Here is a 20,742-nt window from a genome sequence, read left to right on the forward strand (position 1 = left end):
CTCTAAAGCAATCAGCCCTTTGTTGTTTCCAGTAGTTTGATACTAGAAATGATAAAGGGCTTTTTTATGTCCCAATAAAATACAGGGGTTACCTAAAAACAATCAACGTGCTGAGCGAGCAAGATATCAGGCTGCCAATCGATATTCATCAATAGCTATACATTGCTGATGCCGAAAGACCAGTAATAATTGCTGACTAGGAATCGCTAGCCAATGTCCAAACTCAATACTACCGACACCTTGGCTGGATAGTATCTGCGCGCAGTGATGACGACTGAGGCCGATTAGGTGCTTGATCATAGGATCATCAGTTAATTGACGTGACATAAATGTTCTCCTTCTAATCTGCTTTACAAATTTGATGGTTCAATAGATCTTAGTGCTATCGTAAAATAAAGAAGTAGAAATCCTGTGCAGTCATGATGGAAAATTGATGAACTGTTATCAATGCTTATTCTTAAGCCAGGGGCAGGGTAATACTAACCATCACACCAGAACGCTGATTTTTACCAGTATGATTTTTATCAGTGCCAATTTTATTATCATTAGCATGGATATTATCAATAGTTACCTGACCGCCATGATGCTCAATGACTTGCTTCACTAAAGTGAGTCCAAGACCGGTACCTTTTTTGAGAATACTATCGGACTGTTTTGAGTCAGCTTTGTGATGTGCTGAACCTGTATCTAGCGTATAGGTTGTATTCTGATTTTTCACTTGCTGAACAGAATGGCTTTGATGAGATAGGCTAAAATAACGCTCAAAAGCTTTTTCAATAGCATAATCAGGCAATAGCTTTCCATCATTAAATATATCGATGATTACCGTTCGCGCTGTGCTGTGCAACGAGATATCAACAGTGTTATCAGCAAAATGAATGGCATTATCCAGCACATTTTGTAAGACTTGTACCAACCAAAATTGGTCAGCAAACACACTGGTAGAGGCCAATAATTCTGCTGGTAAGTTTGTAGTGTTTGTCATGTGCTGATCATCGATGTATATATCGATAGGTTGTAGATTCTGCTGTTGCTGCTTAGCGGTATTGTCTTTTATTAGACTCTGTAATAATGGCAGTAGCGGCGTTAGCTGACGACTGAGCTTAAAAGTAGGCTGTTCAACTTTCGCAAGCAACAGTAGTCGGTCGATGAGCTGCTGCATTTTTACGCTTTGCTCACCAACCGTCTCAATGAGCATCTGCCGATCATCCTGATCAAGCGTATGACCATCTAGTCCATCATCTTCTAACAGCTCACTACTGGCGCGAATGGCGGTTAAAGGGCTTTTTAACTCGTGAGTGAGTGTATGCACATAATCAGTGACATAAGCACGATTCTCTAGTCGATGCTTCATAGTCTCAATGGTATCTGTCAGGCTGTTTAGCTCATGACCCAGATAAAAATAGGGCTTTTTGGTGTCTTCTGCCAGCGAACTGGTATATTGAGTCACTAAGGTAATACTTTGCTTGAGCCACCATGCGATGAGACCTGCTAAAATGAGGGCAGCCGTGCTGATAAATAGCACTGTGATCAGCATGCGGTTACGTGTATCGTCCAAATAAGGTAGCACGCTGGCGACGGGTTTGCCGACGCTGACCACGCCGATAATCTCGCCAGACATATTCTTTATTGGCTGTGCGACATACATGACCGAGCCATCACGCTGCTGGTTATCCCGCAGCGTACTTCTTGCACCGTACTGACCTCTTAATGTGAGATAGACATCATTCCAGCGCCCATAGTTTTGTCCCTCATTATTATCAGGTTGGGGTAGCGAATCATAAATGACCCTGCCGCTGCTGTCTGTTACATATACCCGAAAGCTACTATAGCTTTTGGTTTGATTGACAGCGCCTAAGTGCTCGTTAGTCGCCGGTATGCCCACAAAGGCTGCATCGAGCTGTGCTTGATACGCTTCATCGTATAGCTCGCCCGTAGCCAATGGCACTTGCAGGCTAGCGGCTAGTAATTTACTGGTGTCTAATAGCGTGTCTTCGATGACTTGCTGCGCGGTTGGCTTAACGTAGCCAAATAATTGAGTAAAAACAACAATGCCACAAATGATGAGTACCAAAGCGACCGCCAGCCAAATCCTAAAAAATATACTTAAATTGAGCAGTCGTTTACGCTTAGGAGTTTGCTGCACAGTACCAATGGGATGCAATTTGGCATACCAATTGTTTTGGTCGTTATGAGTATCGCTCTCAGCATTATTGGCATTATGATTCATAAATTAGCAGCTATTATTAAGCTGGACATAATGCGTAACCCAGTCCACGATGTGTATGAATGACTTCAATACTCGTATCAATAGTCGCAAGTTGCTTACGAATCGACTTGATATGGCTGTCTATCGTGCGTGCTAGGCGATGATCAGGATAATCACTAACTGCGTTAAGCAGCTGCTCACGGCTAAAGACTTGATTCGGTGCTTGTAATAAGGTGAGTAAAACTTTGCGCTCGGTGTTACTAAGTTCCAGCTTTTGCTCTTGCCACGTTAATGAATAATTAAGCGGCTGATAGTGCCAAACGCCGGATTGGTTTTCAAACGTTAATGCTTGTCCTGATAGATTATTCGAGGAGGTGCTGTCAGTGCTGTCATTTGAGCTTACGGTATGAGAGCCTGACTGTTGAATCAGCTGTTCACGTCGCCAAATGGCTTTTAGGCGTGCGACCAATTCACGTGGACTAAAGGGTTTGGCACAGTAATCATCGCCACCCATCTCCAACCCTAAAATACGATCGACCTCATCGCTACGTGCAGTCAAAAATACAATAGGCAAGTCTTTTAAGGCGTCGATATCAGGTGTATGACGTATTTGTTGGCACAGACTCAGACCATCGCCATCTGGCAGACCGACATCCATAATGATCGCCGATAGATCTTGTGCTTCATGACTATGCAGCATGGGTAACACACTACTGGCATTATCCAGCCAAGTCATCTGCCAGCCTTCGCGCTTGCAGGTAACCTTAAGCGACATCGCGATCGCAGGATCATCTTCTACCAGTAAAATATGGGTCATAGTCTCTACATCATCTTATAATCTTAGTAAATTATCGTAGCACAAAACAGCAGGATGCTCCTGCTACTAGGAACCGAATGGTGTGAAAAGTTAATGGAAAAGTAGGGTGCTCAGTAGATGGTTTTCGGTGTAATCATTTTAATGCATTTAACAAAAAGGCCAGCTCAATGGATAAGCTAGCCTCGGTAATACAAACTAAGCGTGATTATCTATTAATAGACTAAATCTATTTAAGACCTTTGCAATTGGCGTAATAGCTTACCGTAGCGGGCCAGTCTGAAAAAATGCCTTGGACACCGACATCCTGCGCTAGTACGTCAATATAATTCATCATATCACCATCATTGTTGATAGCATCTCCAAGACCGCTATAGTACCAATCGCCACCGTCGGTTAATGGTCCTGAACGCTCTATCGACCACGTAATGATTTTTAGACCATTGGCTTTGGCTTGTTTTGCGTATTCTGATGGTTGCATATTGCCTTTACCGTCAGTAGTGACTAATAACCAAAGCGCCGGTGCAATGGTATTGATGCCGCGTGCTTTGATATCAGCCAATGAATGTCTCCAAGTGCTTGCGTCGTTTTTATTAAAAGTTTTATCGTCAGCGGTCTCATTGCTGTCATCAATCAGATAGACGGCATTAGCCCCATAAGCTGGCTCGTTTTTGATCCAGTAATCCAGATCTTCTATATTGAATGACTGGGCAAATACATCACTTGCAGGCACGCCCGCTGCCTTATAAGTATCTATCAGCTGTTGGCGATAATCGTCTAAACGATAGCCATTAAACGGCATGGTCACGGCTGGTGCTTTTAGCTCAGGCGTGTGCTTCATGCCTAGCTGGCGTGCCAATGCGATATGCTCTTTTAACGTCAATACCTGACCATTTTGTGAATACAAGTCCGTTCGCCACGGTGCGGTTGCATTCATATACTCGCTAATACTGGTTGCTTTTTTATTGGCAGCATCCATCTTACCCGTCAAGGTTTTAAATTGAGCGGCACTGATATCTGAGGTGCGACATTCGATACTATCGGCATTGGTAAGTTTACCCTGAGCATCCAATACAGGCGGTACGGTACATTGCTTGGCCAGCGGCGTGGTCAAAATATTAGTCGTGGTGTGCAAATCGTTTTGGGCATGACGACAGACAAGCTCACCGTCATTGGTAAATGCAACATCACATTCTAAGATGCCAGCACCCATTTGTGCTGACGCCACGTAACTATCATAAGTATGTTCAGGTAGCTGTAATGGCGCACCTCGATGCGCAATAGAGAAGTCCGTCTTACTTGGTAGTTGCCCCCTGCACGCCTGTAGCTCTTGTTTTAGTGGTCCCTCATCCATATCATTTATCAGATAAAACGGACGCACGCCATAGGTATATGCGACAGGTGAGGACGGTTGCGGCTGTGATTGCAGTTGCGCTATTGATGAAGAGGCTTTTGATGTGAGTGTTGAGCGGCTATCAGTAGTGCAGCCTACTATTAGTAATGAGGTGACAAGCGTTAAAGGTAAGGCGAGATGAATCTTATTGACTTTAGCCAGCGTGTGCTTACTCAGCTCAAGCGCTGATTTATTAGAAATTGTCATGTAAAATGTTCCTGCAAAATTATAAAAAATCCCATCGGACGTAGGGATAGGAATTAAAAGATTAGCGTTTGACTATTGGTTGCTACTTGCTGTTTGCTAAAAGAAACTAAAGGCCTTGCATTCTTGTATGAGCTTAGTTTTGTAAGAACTTAACATTAATGCAGATACAATTGTAGGAAAATGTACTAAAGAGTAGACAGTTGACAGTATATAAGCTTGATAGTACTGGGCTTATCGGTCATAAAATCATACGTGTCTTCTTATACTGTTCTCATTTTCGCTATTGTCCATTTAGTACCTCACTATTGACATATTCTCAAACTAACAGATGATATTGACCATATAATGACACATACATTATTTTGACAAAAAACATAGAAATGCTTAGGGCATATCTCACTACATTATTAAGGATAACTATGAGTAACTATTTAGACGCCGTCGTCGTTGAGCACAATCCCTCTCAAAAAAAGATAGATCGCGCGGTGATTTGGCTACACGGCTTAGGTGCTAGCGGTCATGATTTTGAGCCAGTTGTGCCGCAGCTTGGCTTGGCTGATGATATGGCAGTACGTTTTATCTTTCCACATGCACCAAAACGCCCAGTAACCGTAAATGGCGGCATGGTGATGCCAGCATGGTACGACATCATAGAGATGAGTCTGGAGCGCAAAGTAGATGTGGCTCAGATTGAAGAGTCTGCTCAGCAGATACAAGATTTGATTAGCCGTGAGATTGAGCGCGGCGTATCACCAGAGCACATCGTTATTGCCGGATTTTCGCAGGGCGGGGCGGTGGCGTATCACGTGGCACTTGGCTACCCAGAGCGCTTAGCTGGCTTGATGACGCTCTCCACCTACTTAGCGACCAATGACAATATTGAGTATAGTGCTGCCAATAAAGACATGCCGATTCTGATTGAGCATGGTACGCATGATCCAGTCGTGCCTGTCATCCTAGGCGAGCATGCGCAGCAGTTATTGACGAGCAAAGGCTACAACGTTGAATACCATACTTACTCGATGGCACATCAAGTCTGTATGCCGCAGATTCAAAATATCGGCAAATGGCTAAACACCGTCTTGGCTTAAGATGATTCGCTGTAACGTAATGTAATAAGGGTTATGTATAGGTTGAAAAACCATCAATAAATCCTATATAATAGTCAGTCTTATTGGGGATGTTCTGGCTTCGACGCTGGTGATGAAACTCAATGATGCATGTCGAGAGTGTATGTCCTCTCGTTAATCAAACATATATTGTTATAGTCGCAAACGACGAAACTTACGCTCTAGCAGCTTAAACCCTGCTTACTGCGCTGCCGATTACCTATAGTTGGTTAGCCCAGTTGAAGCGTCCGCATATAGGTTCGCCACAAGGGATTGTCTCAATCGCTTGGGTTCAAAAGTAGAGAATCGTCCAATCCATCCTGACTGTCGGATCGGTGCGGATTAAATTTAAAGACAGAAACTAAACATGTAGATTCATGAGCGTAATGCTGGCGGACGCGGGTTCAACTCCCGCCATCTCCACCAAATATTGATAAAGGGCTGACAGTCGCAGATTGTCAGCCCTTTATTTTGCGTGTTTTTTGACTTTCTCTTACCTTATAAAAGGTTGGCTACCATATAGGATGTTGGGGTTATTGTTGGTATTGAAGCTTTTCCAGCTGTTCAATATTAACAAAAAATACTCTGATATCCTTGACCTATATCACGTTACGTAGCATAGATTTCACCATGAAATATCTCGTGCTTATCATCGTCGTAATTAGCTAAAACACTACTCAAGGCAAGCTAGAATTGCTTTTCAGTATGTCTATTTGTAACCTTCAAGTCGAAAAAATATATTGTAGAAAGTGAATTTATCTGTAAAGTATAAAAATAACAGACTAAAAATGAGGGATTAGACATGCTTATCGAACTACAGGGTAGTAGATTGACTCAGGCAATATTAGAGCGGGATGATAATCAGGTATGGTGTGCTGTGAGCAATGTCAGTGACGATCATGCTATGACAGCCATCGATAATGGTTATTACGAATTATTAGTGTCTATCGTGTCTTTGGGTGATGATGGCTTTGTTTGTGATAAAGGCCATCTATGGCAGTACGCTGTACCCGTTAAAAAGGTCGAGCTTACTCAAGATGACGTAGGCTTATAGTTGAATGAACACGGATGTAACCTGATTGTTTGCCTAAATAATCATCTTCATTGTAGGAGTCAGTGGTATGGATAGTGGAATGGTGGGGAGTCAATTAACTCGCTTAATGCTTGAAAATGGCCATCAAGAAATATGGTGTGCCGTGAGTGATGTGAGCGATGAAGACGCTATGGAAGATCAAGTAGGGAACGACTTTACAGCGTGTATCGTAGATTTTAGGGACGGGCAGTTTTATTGCACCGCAGATAATGGTTGGTTTCATGCAGTACCGATTGAGGTACGTGCACTAACGCAAAGTGAAGTTGGTTTTTAAAAAAACTTATCAAAGTATTTAGGGCGTGTCCCTAGTTCTTGCTATCCCACCATGAACAAAAAACCGATCATTTAATTTGATCGGTTTTTTTGCATTATATGGTATTGCTCAAAGTACCTAAGAAATTTAGGGCGTGTTGAACATTCGCAAATAGGCACTGCTGATCGCTAAAATTGTTCCAGACAAGGCACAAAGCGACGATAATGCAGATGCCTTAGCGAGATTTGTAACGCAGTATGGGGCAATTTTAGCATCAGCCCCAACGATAAAAGCAGGGGACAGGACTCTTTTTTGCCGCTTCATCGTTAAAAATAAGCGCTTAGAATGACTAAACTTATTATTTTTAACATCGAATCGCCTAAAAAATAGTCGCTGTCAGTGCCATGGTCGAATGTTCAACACGCCCTAATGAGTTTAGAGCAATTCAACGATTTTTTATTGATGATTAATGTAGTTAGCTGTTTGGTAAATTAGTAGGATAAGGAAAATAGAGTATTAGCAGCAATCTATAAATAATGAACAGCCGTTTATTTTAATCGATGGCGATTATAATATTATCTTGTCTTGACACACCATTCTGATTATTCTTAATTGTGGTTTATTTTTAGTATTAGAGGATACATGAATAAAAATAAGCGAACTTTTAACAACGACAGGGAATGTACTATGTTAGGAAAAATGATGTATCAGCCATTGCTGATCAGTGGTCTAATCGAACACGCTGCCCGCTATCATGGCGATACGGCAGTTTTGTCCAAAGAAGTCGATGGACAAATGACTCATACTGATTGGCTTACGATTTCGAATAACTCAAAACGGTTGGCCAATGCCTTAGCTGCGCTCGGACTTAAATCATCAGAGCGCTTAGCCACATTGGCTTGGAACAATCGCCGTCACTTAGAAGCTTGGTATGCGATTTCAGGCAGTGGCATGGTTTGCCACACTATCAATCCACGTCTATTTCCTGAGCAGCTTAGTTACATCATCAATGATGCTGATGACCGCGTGCTATTTTTTGATGTCACATTCCTACCGCTTATCATGGCGATTAAAGAAGATATTAAAGGGATTGAGCACTTTATCTGCTTGAGCGCTCGAGAGGACAGTGTCGTCGCAAAACTGCCTGAGGTATTATTCTTTGATGAGTTATTAGCAGAGCATAATGCTGACTTTGATTGGCCTCAGTTTGATGAAGCCACTGCCAGCTCGCTTTGCTATACCTCAGGAACGACAGGCAATCCTAAAGGGATTTTATATACGCACCGCTCTTCTGTGCTTCATGCGATGGCACTCTGTATGCCGGACGTATCGGGTTTATCTGCGCAAGACGTCCTACTCCCTGTAGTACCGATGTTCCATGTCAACGCGTGGGGAACCCCTTATGCGGCTGCATTAACTGGCTGCTCTCTGATGCTCCCAGGTCCCAATCTGGATGGTGATAGCCTAGTATCTCTCATTGATGATTATAAGGTGACGGTTGCGTTAGGCGTTCCCACGATTTGGCAAAGCCTATTGACCGCTGCTAAAGCCAGAGGCAGTAAGCTTGATAGTATGACGCGGACCATTGTCGGTGGCGCCGCTTGTCCACCATCAGTGATTAAAACGTTTAGAGAAGACTTTAATTGCGATGCGGTACACGGCTGGGGTATGACGGAGACCAGTCCACTTGGAACGATGAATCAAATAAAAGCTAAGCATAAATCACTGAGTAAAGATGAGATTGACGAGCTACGTAACTCTCAAGGACGTCCACCGTATGGTGTTCAGTTACGTCTCATAGACACTGATGAGCCACTTAAGCCAGTCAAAGAGGATGGAGTGTCTCAGGGTCGCTTGCAGATCAAAGGTCACTGGATTATCAACGATTATTATACAGAGAATCCTGATGCCATTACAGAAGATGGCTGGTTTGACACGGGTGATATTGCAACTATTGATGCTGATGGTTATATGAATATTCGTGACCGATCAAAAGATTTAATTAAGTCTGGTGGAGAATGGATCTCCTCAGTAGAGCTTGAAAATATCGCTGCCGGCCATCCACAGATAAAAATGGCAGCTGCTATCGCCGCAAAACATAAAAAATGGGGAGAACGTCCGGTACTGATTGTGGTAAAAGAAGAGAATGCAGAACTCGATGAGTCACAAGTGCTAAGTTTTTATGAAGATAAAATTGCTAGCTGGCAGATACCTGACAAAGTTATTTTTGTAGAGAACATCTTACTAAACGGTGCCGGAAAAATGGTGAAAAAAGACTTGCGTGATGAGTATGGTGATGCGCTATTAGAGGCGTAGCGTTCTGCTTTTAAGATACCATTCATGATATCCCTGATCGGTGTTAAAAAATCTTAGCCATCAGATACTATGATGGTAATCACGATCAAAAGGTTGTTTATGCTCATAGCGTAGACAACCTTTTTTAGTGTGTTTTTTCTGAGTCACCAAAATAAGCCTTATCGCGCGATGCTCAGTGACTTGGCGACTTGGCGACTTGAGATGAAGAGATACCTTGTTCGGTCTGTTCTCTCTTTAATAATATCAATTTTGATATCCAGATTATAAACTATAGGTCTTTCAGTTATGATATTTTCCTCACATGCTACTAATCTATTTTAGAAATAGCATTTGCGAAAGCGAGTACGTACTGAGCGTGGTGGTTGCTCAACATGGAGTGTGACGGTGAAAAAGTTCGAAGAAATTTGTCTCATTGTGATTGACGATATCAAAGCTGGTCGAAAAAAAGTAGGAGACAAAATACCCTCCATTCGAGCGATGGCCGAAAAACATAAGGTGTCCAAAAACACCGTAATCACGGCTTATAACAAGTTGCTTGAGCAGCACTGGATCAAAGCGCTGCCCAAATCGGGTTTTTATGTGGGAGAGGATTTGTCCAACACACCCATGCTAAACGCGACCCCGTTTTATACAGGTATTGACTTGTTGGAGCAACAAATGGTCAACCAGTCGCATCATAAGCCTGGGGCGGGCCGCTATCCCAAAGAATACATGGATAAGCTCAACCTTGAGCGCTATTTGGGGCAGGCTAGTGACCGTTTTGGGAGTGAAAGCGCTGAGGTGGCACATTTTGATCGTGGTAATGGCGATCCTGCTGGCAATGTATTACTGCGAGGGCTGCTGGTCGACATCCTAAGCAGGCGCGCTATGACGGTTGAATCGCAAAATGTTCTATTGACCTATGGCACCAATCACAGTTTGGACTTGATCATTCGGCACTTTTTGACCAGCGGCGATCCAGTCATCGTTGAGTCTCCCGGATATTATCCGCTATTTAGTAAGCTTGAATTACATCAAGTCGCTATTAATACCATTAAGCGAACCAAATTGGGCATAGACGCTAATCATTTAGAAGCCCTTATTATTAAATCTCAGCCCAAGATTTTATTTTTGCAGCCTTTTGCACAAAATCCGATGGGTACAGATTTGACGTCTCAGAATATGGCAGAGATTCAGGCATTATGCACCCAATATAATGTGATTATTGTGGAAAACGACCCGTTTTTATTGGCAAGAGACGACGCTGCCAGTTACTTTTTTAATCAAACCTGTCCTGTGATTTATGTCAGTAGTTTTTCAAAAACCGTCTCTGCGTCGATCAGATGTGGTTTTGTCGTCGCCTCCAAATCGGTGATCAAATCACTCACACGGCTTAAGATGATTACGGTGATCAATACCTCATCCATCATGGAAAATATCCTCAACCATCTGATCACCAGTGGCGCTTTGACCAATCATTTGCAAGCGCTCAAGCATCTGTCTGCGGAGAAGTCAGCCACTGCCATCACTCAGCTAAACAAAATCGACGGCCTGACGCTTTATCCGCATAATCCCAGTGGTAATTTTTTGTGGTTTCGTATTCCGATGGACGATAAAAAGGCGGTAGAAGCCGCTAAAAATAATAATATTTTCATCGCGCCTGGTAGTCTGTTTTTTCCCTCCGATCCGACTTATTTTGCCTTAAGAGTCAATAAATTCTATATAGACAAAACCACGGTTAAGTTTATTAAAACTGCTATTTTTAACCATCATTAACGCTTATGTTGATGCGTTATATCAAAGCATACTTTTTGCTTTTGACAGTGTGGGAGATATTTTTTGTTTAATAACATGATACAAAACCTGCCAGTATTTCTTAAAAATGCATCGATAATGACCGATATTTTTGTCATTTTGTTTGATGAATCGCACCGCCCATTTTCCTAGTAACTGCCTGCCATAGCACAGAAATGTGTGCCCAAAACGGGTACAGTTTCCTGTCAAAACGTTCATCTGTACCCTTGGAAGCCTCCTGCACCCGTGATATTTCTAGTAAAGCTGATGCCAGTGAGTCACCGATGGAGAGGTGAGCTGGTCGTGATATCACATGGAAGAGATTAACGTTCACAAGGAGAAGGAATGTGTTGGCATTACTTGGGTTTTTGACGATTTTCGTGTTTTTGGCGTTGATACTTACTAAAAAAGTATCCGTCATTGTGGCGCTTATTCTTGTGCCTGTCGTTTTTGCTTTAATCGGCGGCTTTGGCGCAGAGCTTGGCGGCTTTATGCTAGACGGCATCGTGGGTGTGGCACCAACGGGTATCATGTTAGGGTTTGCCATTTTGTTTTTTGGCGTGATGAACAATGCAGGTTTGTTTGATCCGCTTATCTCGCGGGTATTAACACTGGTCAAAGGCGATCCTGTCAAAATCTGTATCGGCACCGTGGTGATCGCCATGGTGGCGCATTTGGATGGCTCGGGCGCCTCGACGTTTTTAATCACCATTCCAGCCCTACTACCGCTATATGACAAACTGGGTATGAAGCGAATCATACTGGCGGGTTTGGTGGCGCTTGGTGCAGGTACGATGAACATGACGCCTTGGGGCGGCCCAACTGCACGTGCGGCGGCGGCTTTAGAGGTGAGTACCGCGCAGTTATTTAATCCGCTTATTCCTGCGTTTGTGGCAGGTGTAGTTTGGATTGTATTTGTGGCCTACCTTGTGGGCAAAAAAGAGCGCAAACGCTTGGGCGTTCAAGACATGGAGCACAGCCTGCATGATGAGCTGACGGAAGAAGCGCGCGATATGCGTCGCCCCAAGCTATTTTGGTTCAATTTGATATTGACCATAGTTACTATTGTGGCGTTGGTGCAAGTTTGGCTACCACTGCCAATCGTCTTTATGCTGGCATTCGCCATCGCTGTGCTTATCAATTATCCCAAACCTAATGATCAAATGGATCAGATCAAGTCGCAATCGGTTGGCATGATTACCGTGGTGTCCATCATTTTTGCGGCAGGTATCTTTACGGGCATTTTATCAGGGACAGAGATGATTTCTGCGATGGCGACGGCGCTGGTGCAGATCATTCCAGACGCGGTGGGTGGTTCGATGGGCGTCATCGTTGCCGTCTTGAGCATGCCTTTAAGCCTCGTCTTTACTCCTGATGCCTATTATTTTGGGGTGATGCCGATTTTGGCACAGACCGCGAGTGCATACGGGCTGGATCCTGTCCAAATTGGTCAAGCGTCTATGCTGGGACAAATGACCACCGGATTCCCACTCAGTCCGCTGACCGCATCGACGTTCTTGTTGATTGGCCTTGCGGGTGTGGAGTTGGGCGATCATCAAAAGTTTGTCTTTAAATGGGCGTTTGGTACCACGCTGGTCATGACCATTGTGGCGGTAGTCACGGGCGTGATCATTTAAATAAAATAATCAGGAGTAAGGAATGAAAACCATCAAAATTGGGTCTGGCGCAGGTTATGCTGATGACAGATTGACGCCTGCGCTTGATGTTATGACCTACGGCGACGTGGACTATATCGTGTTTGAATGCTTGGCTGAGCGTACCATTGCCATTGCCCAGCAGCGCAAAATGCAGCAGCCAAACGAGGGTTATGACCGTTTACTTAAGTATCGTATGGCGCAAGTACTGCCGCTGTGTGTCGAAAAAAAGGTCAAAGTCATCAGCAATATGGGGGCTGCCAACCCCAAAGCTGCTGCCGAAACAATCAAACAGATCGCCGAGCAGCAAGGGTTTCATGGTTTAAAAATCGCTGCTGTCACAGGTGATGATGTGTTTACAGACATTGTGCGTTATCAGAATGAGACACTGCTGGAAAACGATCGCACCATTGCAGATCTTGGCGATTCTATCGTCTCGGCCAATGCATATATTGGTGCCAAAGGTATCGTGCAAGCATTGAGCGCTGGCGCAGATATCGTCATCACGGGCCGCGCCGCCGATCCGTCGCTCTTTTTGGCGCCGATGGTGTATGAGTTTGGCTGGTCTTTTGACGATACCGATTTGATGGGCAAAGGCACAATTGGCGGTCATTTGATGGAGTGCGGCGCTCAGATCACAGGTGGTTATTTTGCAGATCCTGATTATAAGGAGGTACCTGAGCTTTGGAATGTTGGCTTTCCTATCTTGGCGGTGACAGAGGACGGAGAGTATACCGTGTCCAAGCTGCCCAATGCTGGCGGGTTGGTCTCTGAGGCGACGGTAAAAGAGCAGTTGCTGTACGAAATTCATGATCCTGCCCGCTATCTTACCCCAGATGTGATTGCTGATTTTTCTAACGTGTCTGTGAAAGCCATTGATAACGATGTGGTTCAAGTGTCTGGCGGATCAGGCAGGCCCAAAACAGGTCTATTGAAAACCAGTATCGGCTATAAAGATGGCTATATCGCAGAAGCGGAGATCAGCTACGGCGGTTCAGGGGCAGTCAAAAGGGCCGCGCTTGCCAAGCGGGTCATTGAAAACAGGCTAGCCGCTGAGCATATTAAACCGATCGAGATACGCTATGACTTTATCGGTCTCAATTCGTTATATAGCAATGAGTTTGCCAGCACGGCGGAGGCGGCCGAGGTGCGACTACGGGTGGCGGCGCGTACCCCGGATAAAACCATGGCACAAGCCATCACCCGAGAGGTCGAGACGCTGTATACCAATGGCCCCGCAGGTGGCGGCGGTATTCGTTCACACATTCAGGCTATCGTGTCCATCGGTTCTATCTTGATTCCAGAAACCGATACGGACATTACTGTCTCATATTGGGAGTCAAATAAATGAAACTACGTGAAATTGCCCATTCTCGCACTGGTGACAAAGGCAATATCTCCAATATTTCTCTGATCGCGTTTGAGGAGACTGATTACGAATTGCTCAAAGATAAAGTAACCGCAGCCGTGGTCAAAGACTGGTTCCAAGATATTGTAGCAGGAGAGGTGATTCGTTATGAGTTGCCAAACTTAAAAGCTTTTAACTTTGTTTTGTATGGGGCATTAGGCGGCGGGGTGACCAAGTCGCTGGCGCAAGATATGCATGGCAAGAGCTTAAGCTCAAAGCTGCTGGACTTGGACATATAGATAAGAGTTGCGAATCATAGATACAGCAAAGCCCTGATATCAGGGGCTTTGGCTACTCTATAAGATAGTATAGAACTATGTAATGGTACCCGGAGCCGGAATGGTTATATGTATTTAAGATATTGATTTTATTTGATAATAATTGAAGTGCATTTTGAAGTGTACAATGTAGTGTACATGAAGTGAAATGTTTACATTCAAGACAAGCATTACTATCACTCGATACTATTATAAGCTTCATCAATCAGCTTTTGAAGACACTCTTTGCTACTTAGACCGTATTCATCAGCTAGCTTTTTTAGCTTATTCATATGACGTCTAGTCAAGAAGTATTCTTGAGCAGACTCAGCATCTTTTTTATCACGAAATTTTTTCTGGCTCCAGGCTTTACGCATTTTTGATATAGTTAACTGCTTGTGTGCGCTTTGTGTGTACTGCTTGCCAAAAGGAATGTCAATATTATTGTCAAGAGTATCTAAGCTAGCACAAATAAGATTATATAAATCATCAATCGTATAAGCTAAAAACCCCCTGATGTTTAATAATAAGCCATTATTTTTTAAATAGTCAATTGCCCAGTATATCTGCTCTTCGTTGTTTTTATCTATCCAAATCAAGTTTTTACGATCAGTCTTTCGCTCAATATATTTACTTCTAGCTGAATTTAAGTATTCTATTTTCTTTTCTAAAGAAAAATTAATATCAGTGAATTGGGGTTTATAAGAGTTGTTTTGAATATCTATATTAAAATTAGGTATGGCTACTGAAGATGAATAAAAAGAACTTGGTGTGTCGTTTGGATAATAAGAAGCGTCGATATTGTAAATAAAATTTTCAAATAATTTGGGAGAAGCTTGTGTTTTATTCTTTATCATTGAGGCACGATCGAAATTTTTGTCGTAGATTTCATACATCCATAATAAAGCTCTAGTATCTTCTTTTAACCAATTGAATAAATCTTCATCAATTATTTTTGATTTGAAAATTTTTTCTATACTACCTAGTACTTTAAATTTTCTAGAGTAAAGATCTTTTACATCTCTAATAATAAGCTCTTTATTTGCTGGAAGTAATAATTGATAATTGTAATGACTTAAAACAAATGTTAAAAAATTTAACTCCCTATTATTGAGTTTATTGATCCAAGCTACAGTATTATCCATATATGAGTCTCCAAAATAAATATTTTAGTGATAGCTACGTCGTAAGAACATCCACTTTTAGTAATTTTTTTATTGAAATTTAGCGTTAACTTAGTAGTATTTACAGTAATATTTTAGTAATAAAAAATTCCTAATAACACAAGCTACAATAAGTACATGACCTGTTAAAGCAGTATACACATACTTAACTCCATCTTCAACGTATCCATGATAAATGCAAAAATATGCTAAGTCGAACGTGCTTGACTAAGTAGTATCTTCTACTTTTAAGACGCTATGGCTTCGAAGTTTACATGAATATCCTTCATTCTATTTATAATTACCGGTATTCTCCGAATCAAAATCTTATTTTTGACTGTGTGGCTAAAGTGCTTTCTTAGCAGGTTATTTATATTATTACTTAACCTGTTTTTTTTGATTTATACACGATTTTTATAATTAAGTTAATGGAATTTAAAAAATACAGATTGCACTACTCCTATGAACCTCAATTCAAAGGAGTAAGTCATGACCGTATCAAACCTCAATTTCAGCCAGCTACTTTGTCAAGCCGATCGCTTGGTAAAATATATTTTGCACCAGAGAATTAGTATCAGCAAAGTGAGTATTTATCTCACGGAATTATACCTACCTATTCTTTACAATTTCGATTTTGAACTTTGCTATCCAGAGACTGTCAAAGCATTTATTGGATCAGGATATGTTGCTGCTGAATGGTATTTACCAGAAGAGTTAATTTGGGATAATTCACGAACGTTGTATTTTATTAATTTAATTCACGAAAATTATAAATTGGCAGTGATTGATTATGAAAAGCAGTTTCAAAAGCAAAAGCAAGATAATCGATTGTCATTAAAGGGATACTTAAGCTGCATATTTGATCATTATGCTAAGCTATTAGTCGTCCGAGTTGATTTGGGATATTTAAAAGAAAAAATTGATAAAGTTGATATTTATGAATTTAATGATCATGTAAGCAATTTAAGAGACTTAATTAGTAATAAGAAAACCTGCTTTGAGCACTTGGAAGGTCATGCTTGGGCAATCGAGCAAGGTTTTGATCGTGGCTTTCATTGCCACCTGTTATTGATTTACCAAGGTAATAAGCGGCAAAAAGACACTTATTTGGGGCAGAGAGTTGGTGAAAAATGGCAAGAAATAACTGGTGGCTTAGGGTCGTATTTTAACTGCAATGACCCTGCACATAAAAAGCGTTTTACTCGTAACGAACGATTAGGGCTTGGAATGGTTCATCGAGACTCTCAAGTTAATGATGTGACAGCTGAAAATGCGATCAGTACGGCACTATACTTGGCTGATCCAAGTAAATTAGACCAAGCGCTTAAGATCAGAGTGCGTGGTATGCGCACCTTTGGTCATGGACAATACCGCACAGCCAATCGCCGTGGTCTACCGCCTATAGCAAAATAATTTCAGATATATAGTATCTTCATGAGATGACTGAGGTGGCTATCCCTGCTTTGTTCATCTGTTTCTAACCATTTGAAAAGACCTGCTATATAGTCAGTTCAAAATAAAATTGTTATGGCTAGGACAAACATCATAAAACAATTTGGATAAGTCGTTTTCCATCCAGCCTTGGCGTAGAAACTTCACTTGAGCCCATTTCTTTTCGATAGGGTTTAGGTCTGGGCTGTACGGCGGCAACCAAAGAATACGATGCCCGTGCCTGTTTAGTAGCTTTTGAATGCGTTTGCTTTTATGAAATTTGGCGTTATCCATCACAATCACGCATTTTGTTTTAAGACTTGGGATTAGTTTGTGTTTGCACCAGTGATAGAAGACAATGCTGTTGATGTTTGTCTCAAAGTAATCAAGCGCAAACAGCATCTTTTCATACAGAGCACCAATAACGTTGGTTCGCCTTTTACCTTGCCAGTTGTAGCTATCGATACAAGGCTTACCAATCGGTGCATAACCATGAGAGCGAATGGTTTCAGACTCAAAGCCACTTTCATCCATATAAACGATGGGATAGCCTTGCTGCGTAAAGCTATTAAGCTTTCCCTGATACACCGCTCTTTTTATTGGGCAAGCTTTTGGATGCTCTAATGTCTTTTTTTTGACTGATGCCTAGGCGCTTTAGGGCATGATAAATGCCTGTTTTACTACAGTTTAGACGACGGGCTCGCTCATACTGGTAATCATCAGGATGTTCTTTAACATCATTAAGTAGCACGTCATCTGGTATTTTATAGGGTTTGGTTTGCCTGGTTGTTTTGCTATGAACACGCCGCTTCCAGTTTTGTATCGTGGTTGGGCTGAGGTTATAGAATTCAGCTGCCTCGGCAAAGGTCATACCCTCGTCTAAGCTTTTTAGCACTTGTTTGCGAAAATCTAGTGAGTAAGTCATGGTCTTTATAATAACAATTGGGTTTGATAATTAGTTTATAACATTTTTAAGTGGGATTGACTATAAGCAGGTCTTTTTTATGTTCGATAATAAGGAGGTTCTATGAAAAATATCTGCCCGTACTGTCATTCATCCGATGTGATCAGTCAATCTAACCCAGCCTCATCAGTACTCGATCAGCTGTGCTCTCAGGCAACGCTGACAAGCCTTGGTGTAAGCATCTGCAAACATTACAAAGTAAATCCTGCTATTGGTGTCATCACGGCAACTGCGATTGCCTCCGCTGTGAGCGTAGCAACAGGCCGCGCAAAAACACCGCTGATTACAACCTATCAGCAAAGCTATCTTTGTCAGCACTGTTTTAAATCATTCACGCTATAACCCATCCGTTTAGTTAAGTAAACCTCAATCAAAAGGAAAACTATCATGGCACATTTAATCGAGAGCATGGCTTACGTTGGCGAAACCCCTTGGCATGGCCTCGGCAACGAGCTATCCCCAAAACAGCCCATTGAAGTATGGGCACGTGAAGCAGGTATGGATTGGCGTATTGAGTCCTCAGATGTCAGCTATATGGCAACCAACGATAAAGGACAAAATCTAATCTTGCCTTATGACAGCAACAAAGTACTGTATCGTAGTGACACCCTTGAACCGTTATCAGTCGTCAGTCAGCGCTATCAAGAAGTACAGCCCAATGAGATTCTAGAGTTCTATCGTGATCTGACCGAGCAAGCAGACTTTGAGTTAGAAACTGCTGGAGTGCTTAAAGGTGGTCGTAAGTTTTGGGCGTTGGCGCGCACTGGACAGTCAGCAACGCTTCGTGGCGGTGATGTCAGTAACGGCTACTTGTTACTGGCAACTGCATGTGATGGCACTCTTGCCACCACTGCTCAGTTCACAAATATTCGTGTGGTCTGCAACAATACTTTGGCAATCAGTTTAGCCAATGGCAGCGGCGGCGTGGTCAAAGTACCGCACAGCACGACCTTTGATGCAGAGAAGGTAAAGCAGCAACTGGGCGTGTCCGTTAGCCAATGGGACACCTTTAACTATGAAATGAAGCAGTTATCAGAGCGCCGAGTCACACAAGCGGAAGCTGCCAACTATTTAAATCGTGTGTTTAATGACGTCAAGGAAGACAACTTCATCTTATTCAATACGGCTAAGAAAGAGAAAGAAGCTGTCCCTAATGCCAAAGCAATGAATCAGGTGATGACCATGTTTAACGGTCAAGGTCGTGGTGCAGATTTGGCCTCTGCCAAAGACACTGCCTATGGTTTACTAAATGCGATGACGGAATTTGTCGATCATGAGCGCCGCGCTATGTCGCAAGATCATCGCCTTGATTCTGCATGGTTCGGTGCAGGCGCAAAGCTTAAAGACAAAAGCTTAGACGAAGCCTTGCGTTTAATCGCTTAACGATACTTACTTCATCACAAACCACGCTTAGAGGCGTGGTTTTTTTATGCCCTTAGTCTGATAACCACATGTATTACTTACAAGGAGTTCATCATGAACACGACTATGCCAAACAATAGAGCAACGACTCAGCGTGTAACTATCCCCTAAAATAACACAGCTCAAACGTAGAATTTCTTATAAAATACCCATAAGGAGTTTTGATATGAGCAAACGAATGACTGAGACCCAAATAGTATCCATTTTAAAAGAAGCAGAAGCTGGAATACCTGCTAAAGAGCTGTGCCGTAAATACGGGATTGCTAGCTCGACTTTCTATAAATGGCGCTCCAAGTACGGTGGTATGGAAGCTTCTGATGTTAAGCGATTAAAAGAGCTTGAAGAAGAAAACCGTAGGCTCAAACAGATGTATGCTGATTTAAGCCTCAAAGCGCAAATGCAGGAAGAGATCATAAAAAAGCTATAGCGCCTGTACCCGAGCGCAAAGTCTGGGCGCAAGAATTACAGGCGCAGTATGATGTCAGCATTGCAGTGAGTTGTCAGGTGGTCTGCATGAGTCGAACCGCTTACTACTATAAGCCTAAGCTATTTGATGATAGTGAGATTGTTGATGTCTTAAATGAGCTTACTGACAAGCACAATCGCTGGGGCTTTCCAAAGTGCTTTAAACGTATACGTAAGCTTGGCTATTCATGGAATCATAAGCGCGTACATCGAGTTTATACAGCGTTAAACTTAAACCTACGCCGCAAGTCTAAAAAACGCTTACCAACACGTAACCCTCAGCCGCTAAGTGTGCCAAATGCATTGGGGCATACATGGTCAATGGACTTCATGAGCGACAGACTACACAACAATATTCGCTTTCGAACCTTTAATGTGATTGATGATTATAACCGTGAGGTATTAGGCATTGATATTGGTACCAGTATTCCCTCACTCCGAGTGATTCGCTACCTTGATCAGCTGGCTGAGTGGCATGGTTATCCTAAGCAAATTCGTGTGGATAACGGCAGTGAGTTTACATCCAGGGTATTCACTGATTGGGCATCAGCTCATGGCATCTATATTGATTATATCGAGCCTGGCTGTCCTTATCAGAACGCTTATATTGAACGGTTTAATCGCAGTTATCGCAATGAGGTTTTAGATTGCTACCTTTTCAACAATTTAAACGAGGTCAATATGCTGACTGAAGACTGGATCAAGGTTTATAACAACGAAAGACCCCATGATTCACTTAATGATATGACACCTGCTGAGTACAGGCAGGTGGCTTAACAATTCTACGATGATGTTGTGTTAAGAATGGGG

19 protein-coding genes and 1 other RNA gene are annotated in these 20,742 nt (G+C 42.5%); 13 read left to right on the forward strand and 7 right to left on the reverse strand.

The genetic code is table 11. The features are described 5' to 3' along the window. Positions 1-126: 126 nt before the first annotated feature. From AOT82_RS13280 to AOT82_RS13295, 4 genes are all read right to left on the reverse strand, one after another. Positions 127-327: a hypothetical protein gene (locus AOT82_RS13280; protein WP_071003540.1), complete on the reverse strand. Its 201-nt coding sequence runs from the start codon at positions 325-327 to the stop codon at positions 127-129. 130 nt (positions 328-457) lie between these two features. Beyond that, positions 458-2,230, reverse strand: a complete 1,773-nt coding sequence (creC, locus tag AOT82_RS13285) for a two-component system sensor histidine kinase CreC (RefSeq protein ID WP_071003541.1) — start codon at positions 2,228-2,230, stop codon at positions 458-460. 16 nt (positions 2,231-2,246) lie between these two features. Then, a complete protein-coding gene (locus AOT82_RS13290) occupies positions 2,247-3,026 on the reverse strand; it encodes a response regulator (RefSeq protein ID WP_071003542.1) in 780 nt (259 codons plus the stop codon). 226 nt (positions 3,027-3,252) lie between these two features. Next, positions 3,253-4,623: a glycerophosphodiester phosphodiesterase family protein gene (locus AOT82_RS13295; protein WP_071003543.1), complete on the reverse strand. Its 1,371-nt coding sequence runs from the start codon at positions 4,621-4,623 to the stop codon at positions 3,253-3,255. A gap of 419 nt (positions 4,624-5,042) precedes the next feature. On the opposite strand from AOT82_RS13295, the gene AOT82_RS13300 reads away from it, so the two are divergent. The 9 genes from AOT82_RS13300 (at position 5,043) to AOT82_RS13340 (ending at position 14,469) form a co-directional block, all read left to right on the forward strand. Beyond that, positions 5,043-5,714: an alpha/beta hydrolase gene (locus AOT82_RS13300; RefSeq protein ID WP_071003544.1), complete on the forward strand. Its 672-nt coding sequence runs from the start codon at positions 5,043-5,045 to the stop codon at positions 5,712-5,714. An 85-nt stretch (positions 5,715-5,799) separates the two neighbouring features. Beyond that, positions 5,800-6,158: a transfer-messenger RNA gene (gene ssrA / locus AOT82_RS13305) on the forward strand. A 376-nt stretch (positions 6,159-6,534) separates the two neighbouring features. After that, entirely contained in the window at positions 6,535-6,786 is a 252-nt protein-coding gene (locus AOT82_RS13310; protein WP_058024156.1) for a hypothetical protein, read from the forward strand. A 67-nt stretch (positions 6,787-6,853) separates the two neighbouring features. Further along, on the forward strand, positions 6,854-7,099 hold the full coding sequence (locus AOT82_RS13315) for a hypothetical protein (protein ID WP_071003545.1): 246 nt from the start codon (positions 6,854-6,856) through the stop codon (positions 7,097-7,099). A gap of 666 nt (positions 7,100-7,765) precedes the next feature. After that, entirely contained in the window at positions 7,766-9,394 is a 1,629-nt protein-coding gene (locus tag AOT82_RS13320; RefSeq protein ID WP_071003546.1) for a long-chain fatty acid--CoA ligase, read from the forward strand. A gap of 384 nt (positions 9,395-9,778) precedes the next feature. Beyond that, positions 9,779-11,149 (forward strand): aminotransferase-like domain-containing protein, encoded by a 1,371-nt coding sequence (locus tag AOT82_RS13325; protein WP_071003547.1) that lies wholly within the window; start codon positions 9,779-9,781, stop codon positions 11,147-11,149. Positions 11,150-11,514: 365 nt separating this feature from the next. Continuing rightward, positions 11,515-12,804: a CitMHS family transporter gene (locus AOT82_RS13330; RefSeq protein WP_071003548.1), complete on the forward strand. Its 1,290-nt coding sequence runs from the start codon at positions 11,515-11,517 to the stop codon at positions 12,802-12,804. 22 nt (positions 12,805-12,826) lie between these two features. Further along, positions 12,827-14,173 (forward strand): acyclic terpene utilization AtuA family protein, encoded by a 1,347-nt coding sequence (locus tag AOT82_RS13335; RefSeq protein ID WP_071003549.1) that lies wholly within the window; start codon positions 12,827-12,829, stop codon positions 14,171-14,173. Then, the gene (locus AOT82_RS13340) at positions 14,170-14,469 is read left to right on the forward strand and encodes an AtuA-related protein (RefSeq protein WP_071003550.1); all 300 of its coding nucleotides are present in this window, start codon (positions 14,170-14,172) and stop codon (positions 14,467-14,469) included. The genes AOT82_RS13335 and AOT82_RS13340 overlap by 4 nt, the downstream gene beginning before the upstream one ends. Positions 14,470-14,684: 215 nt before the next feature. On the opposite strand, the gene AOT82_RS13345 is transcribed toward AOT82_RS13340, so the two are convergent. Continuing rightward, positions 14,685-15,632: a hypothetical protein gene (locus AOT82_RS13345; protein ID WP_071003551.1), complete on the reverse strand. Its 948-nt coding sequence runs from the start codon at positions 15,630-15,632 to the stop codon at positions 14,685-14,687. A 507-nt stretch (positions 15,633-16,139) separates the two neighbouring features. On the opposite strand from AOT82_RS13345, the gene AOT82_RS13350 reads away from it, so the two are divergent. Continuing rightward, entirely contained in the window at positions 16,140-17,063 is a 924-nt protein-coding gene (locus AOT82_RS13350; protein WP_071003552.1) for a YagK/YfjJ domain-containing protein, read from the forward strand. Positions 17,064-17,156: 93 nt separating this feature from the next. Here AOT82_RS13350 and AOT82_RS13355 read toward each other — a convergent pair whose 3' ends face one another. Together AOT82_RS13355 and AOT82_RS13360 are read right to left on the reverse strand one after the other, a co-directional pair. Continuing rightward, entirely contained in the window at positions 17,157-17,669 is a 513-nt protein-coding gene (locus AOT82_RS13355) for an IS630 family transposase (RefSeq protein ID WP_227517133.1), read from the reverse strand. Then, entirely contained in the window at positions 17,650-18,006 is a 357-nt protein-coding gene (locus AOT82_RS13360; RefSeq protein WP_071002712.1) for an IS630 transposase-related protein, read from the reverse strand. Before AOT82_RS13360 ends, AOT82_RS13355 begins: the two co-directional genes overlap by 20 nt. Before the next feature lie 102 nt (positions 18,007-18,108). Here AOT82_RS13360 and AOT82_RS13365 point away from each other — a divergent pair, with 102 nt between their 5' ends. The 3 genes from AOT82_RS13365 to AOT82_RS13380 all read left to right on the forward strand — a co-directional run bounded on the left by AOT82_RS13365 (position 18,109) and on the right by AOT82_RS13380 (position 20,709). Continuing rightward, a complete protein-coding gene (locus AOT82_RS13365; protein ID WP_071003553.1) occupies positions 18,109-18,387 on the forward strand; it encodes a hypothetical protein in 279 nt (92 codons plus the stop codon). 45 nt (positions 18,388-18,432) lie between these two features. Further along, the gene (locus AOT82_RS13370; RefSeq protein ID WP_071003554.1) at positions 18,433-19,428 is read left to right on the forward strand and encodes a DUF932 domain-containing protein; all 996 of its coding nucleotides are present in this window, start codon (positions 18,433-18,435) and stop codon (positions 19,426-19,428) included. Positions 19,429-19,633: 205 nt separating this feature from the next. Continuing rightward, a protein-coding gene (locus tag AOT82_RS13380; protein ID WP_442965703.1) for an IS3 family transposase occupies positions 19,634-20,709 on the forward strand; the annotation gives its coding sequence in 2 pieces (ribosomal slippage) (positions 19,634-19,883 and positions 19,883-20,709; 1,077 coding nt in all). Positions 20,710-20,742: the final 33 nt, after the last annotated feature.

Origin of the sequence: Psychrobacter sp. AntiMn-1 (genome assembly GCF_001854065.1) — a bacterium.
In the GTDB taxonomy this organism is placed as follows: Bacteria; Pseudomonadota; Gammaproteobacteria; order Pseudomonadales; family Moraxellaceae; genus Psychrobacter; species Psychrobacter pacificensis.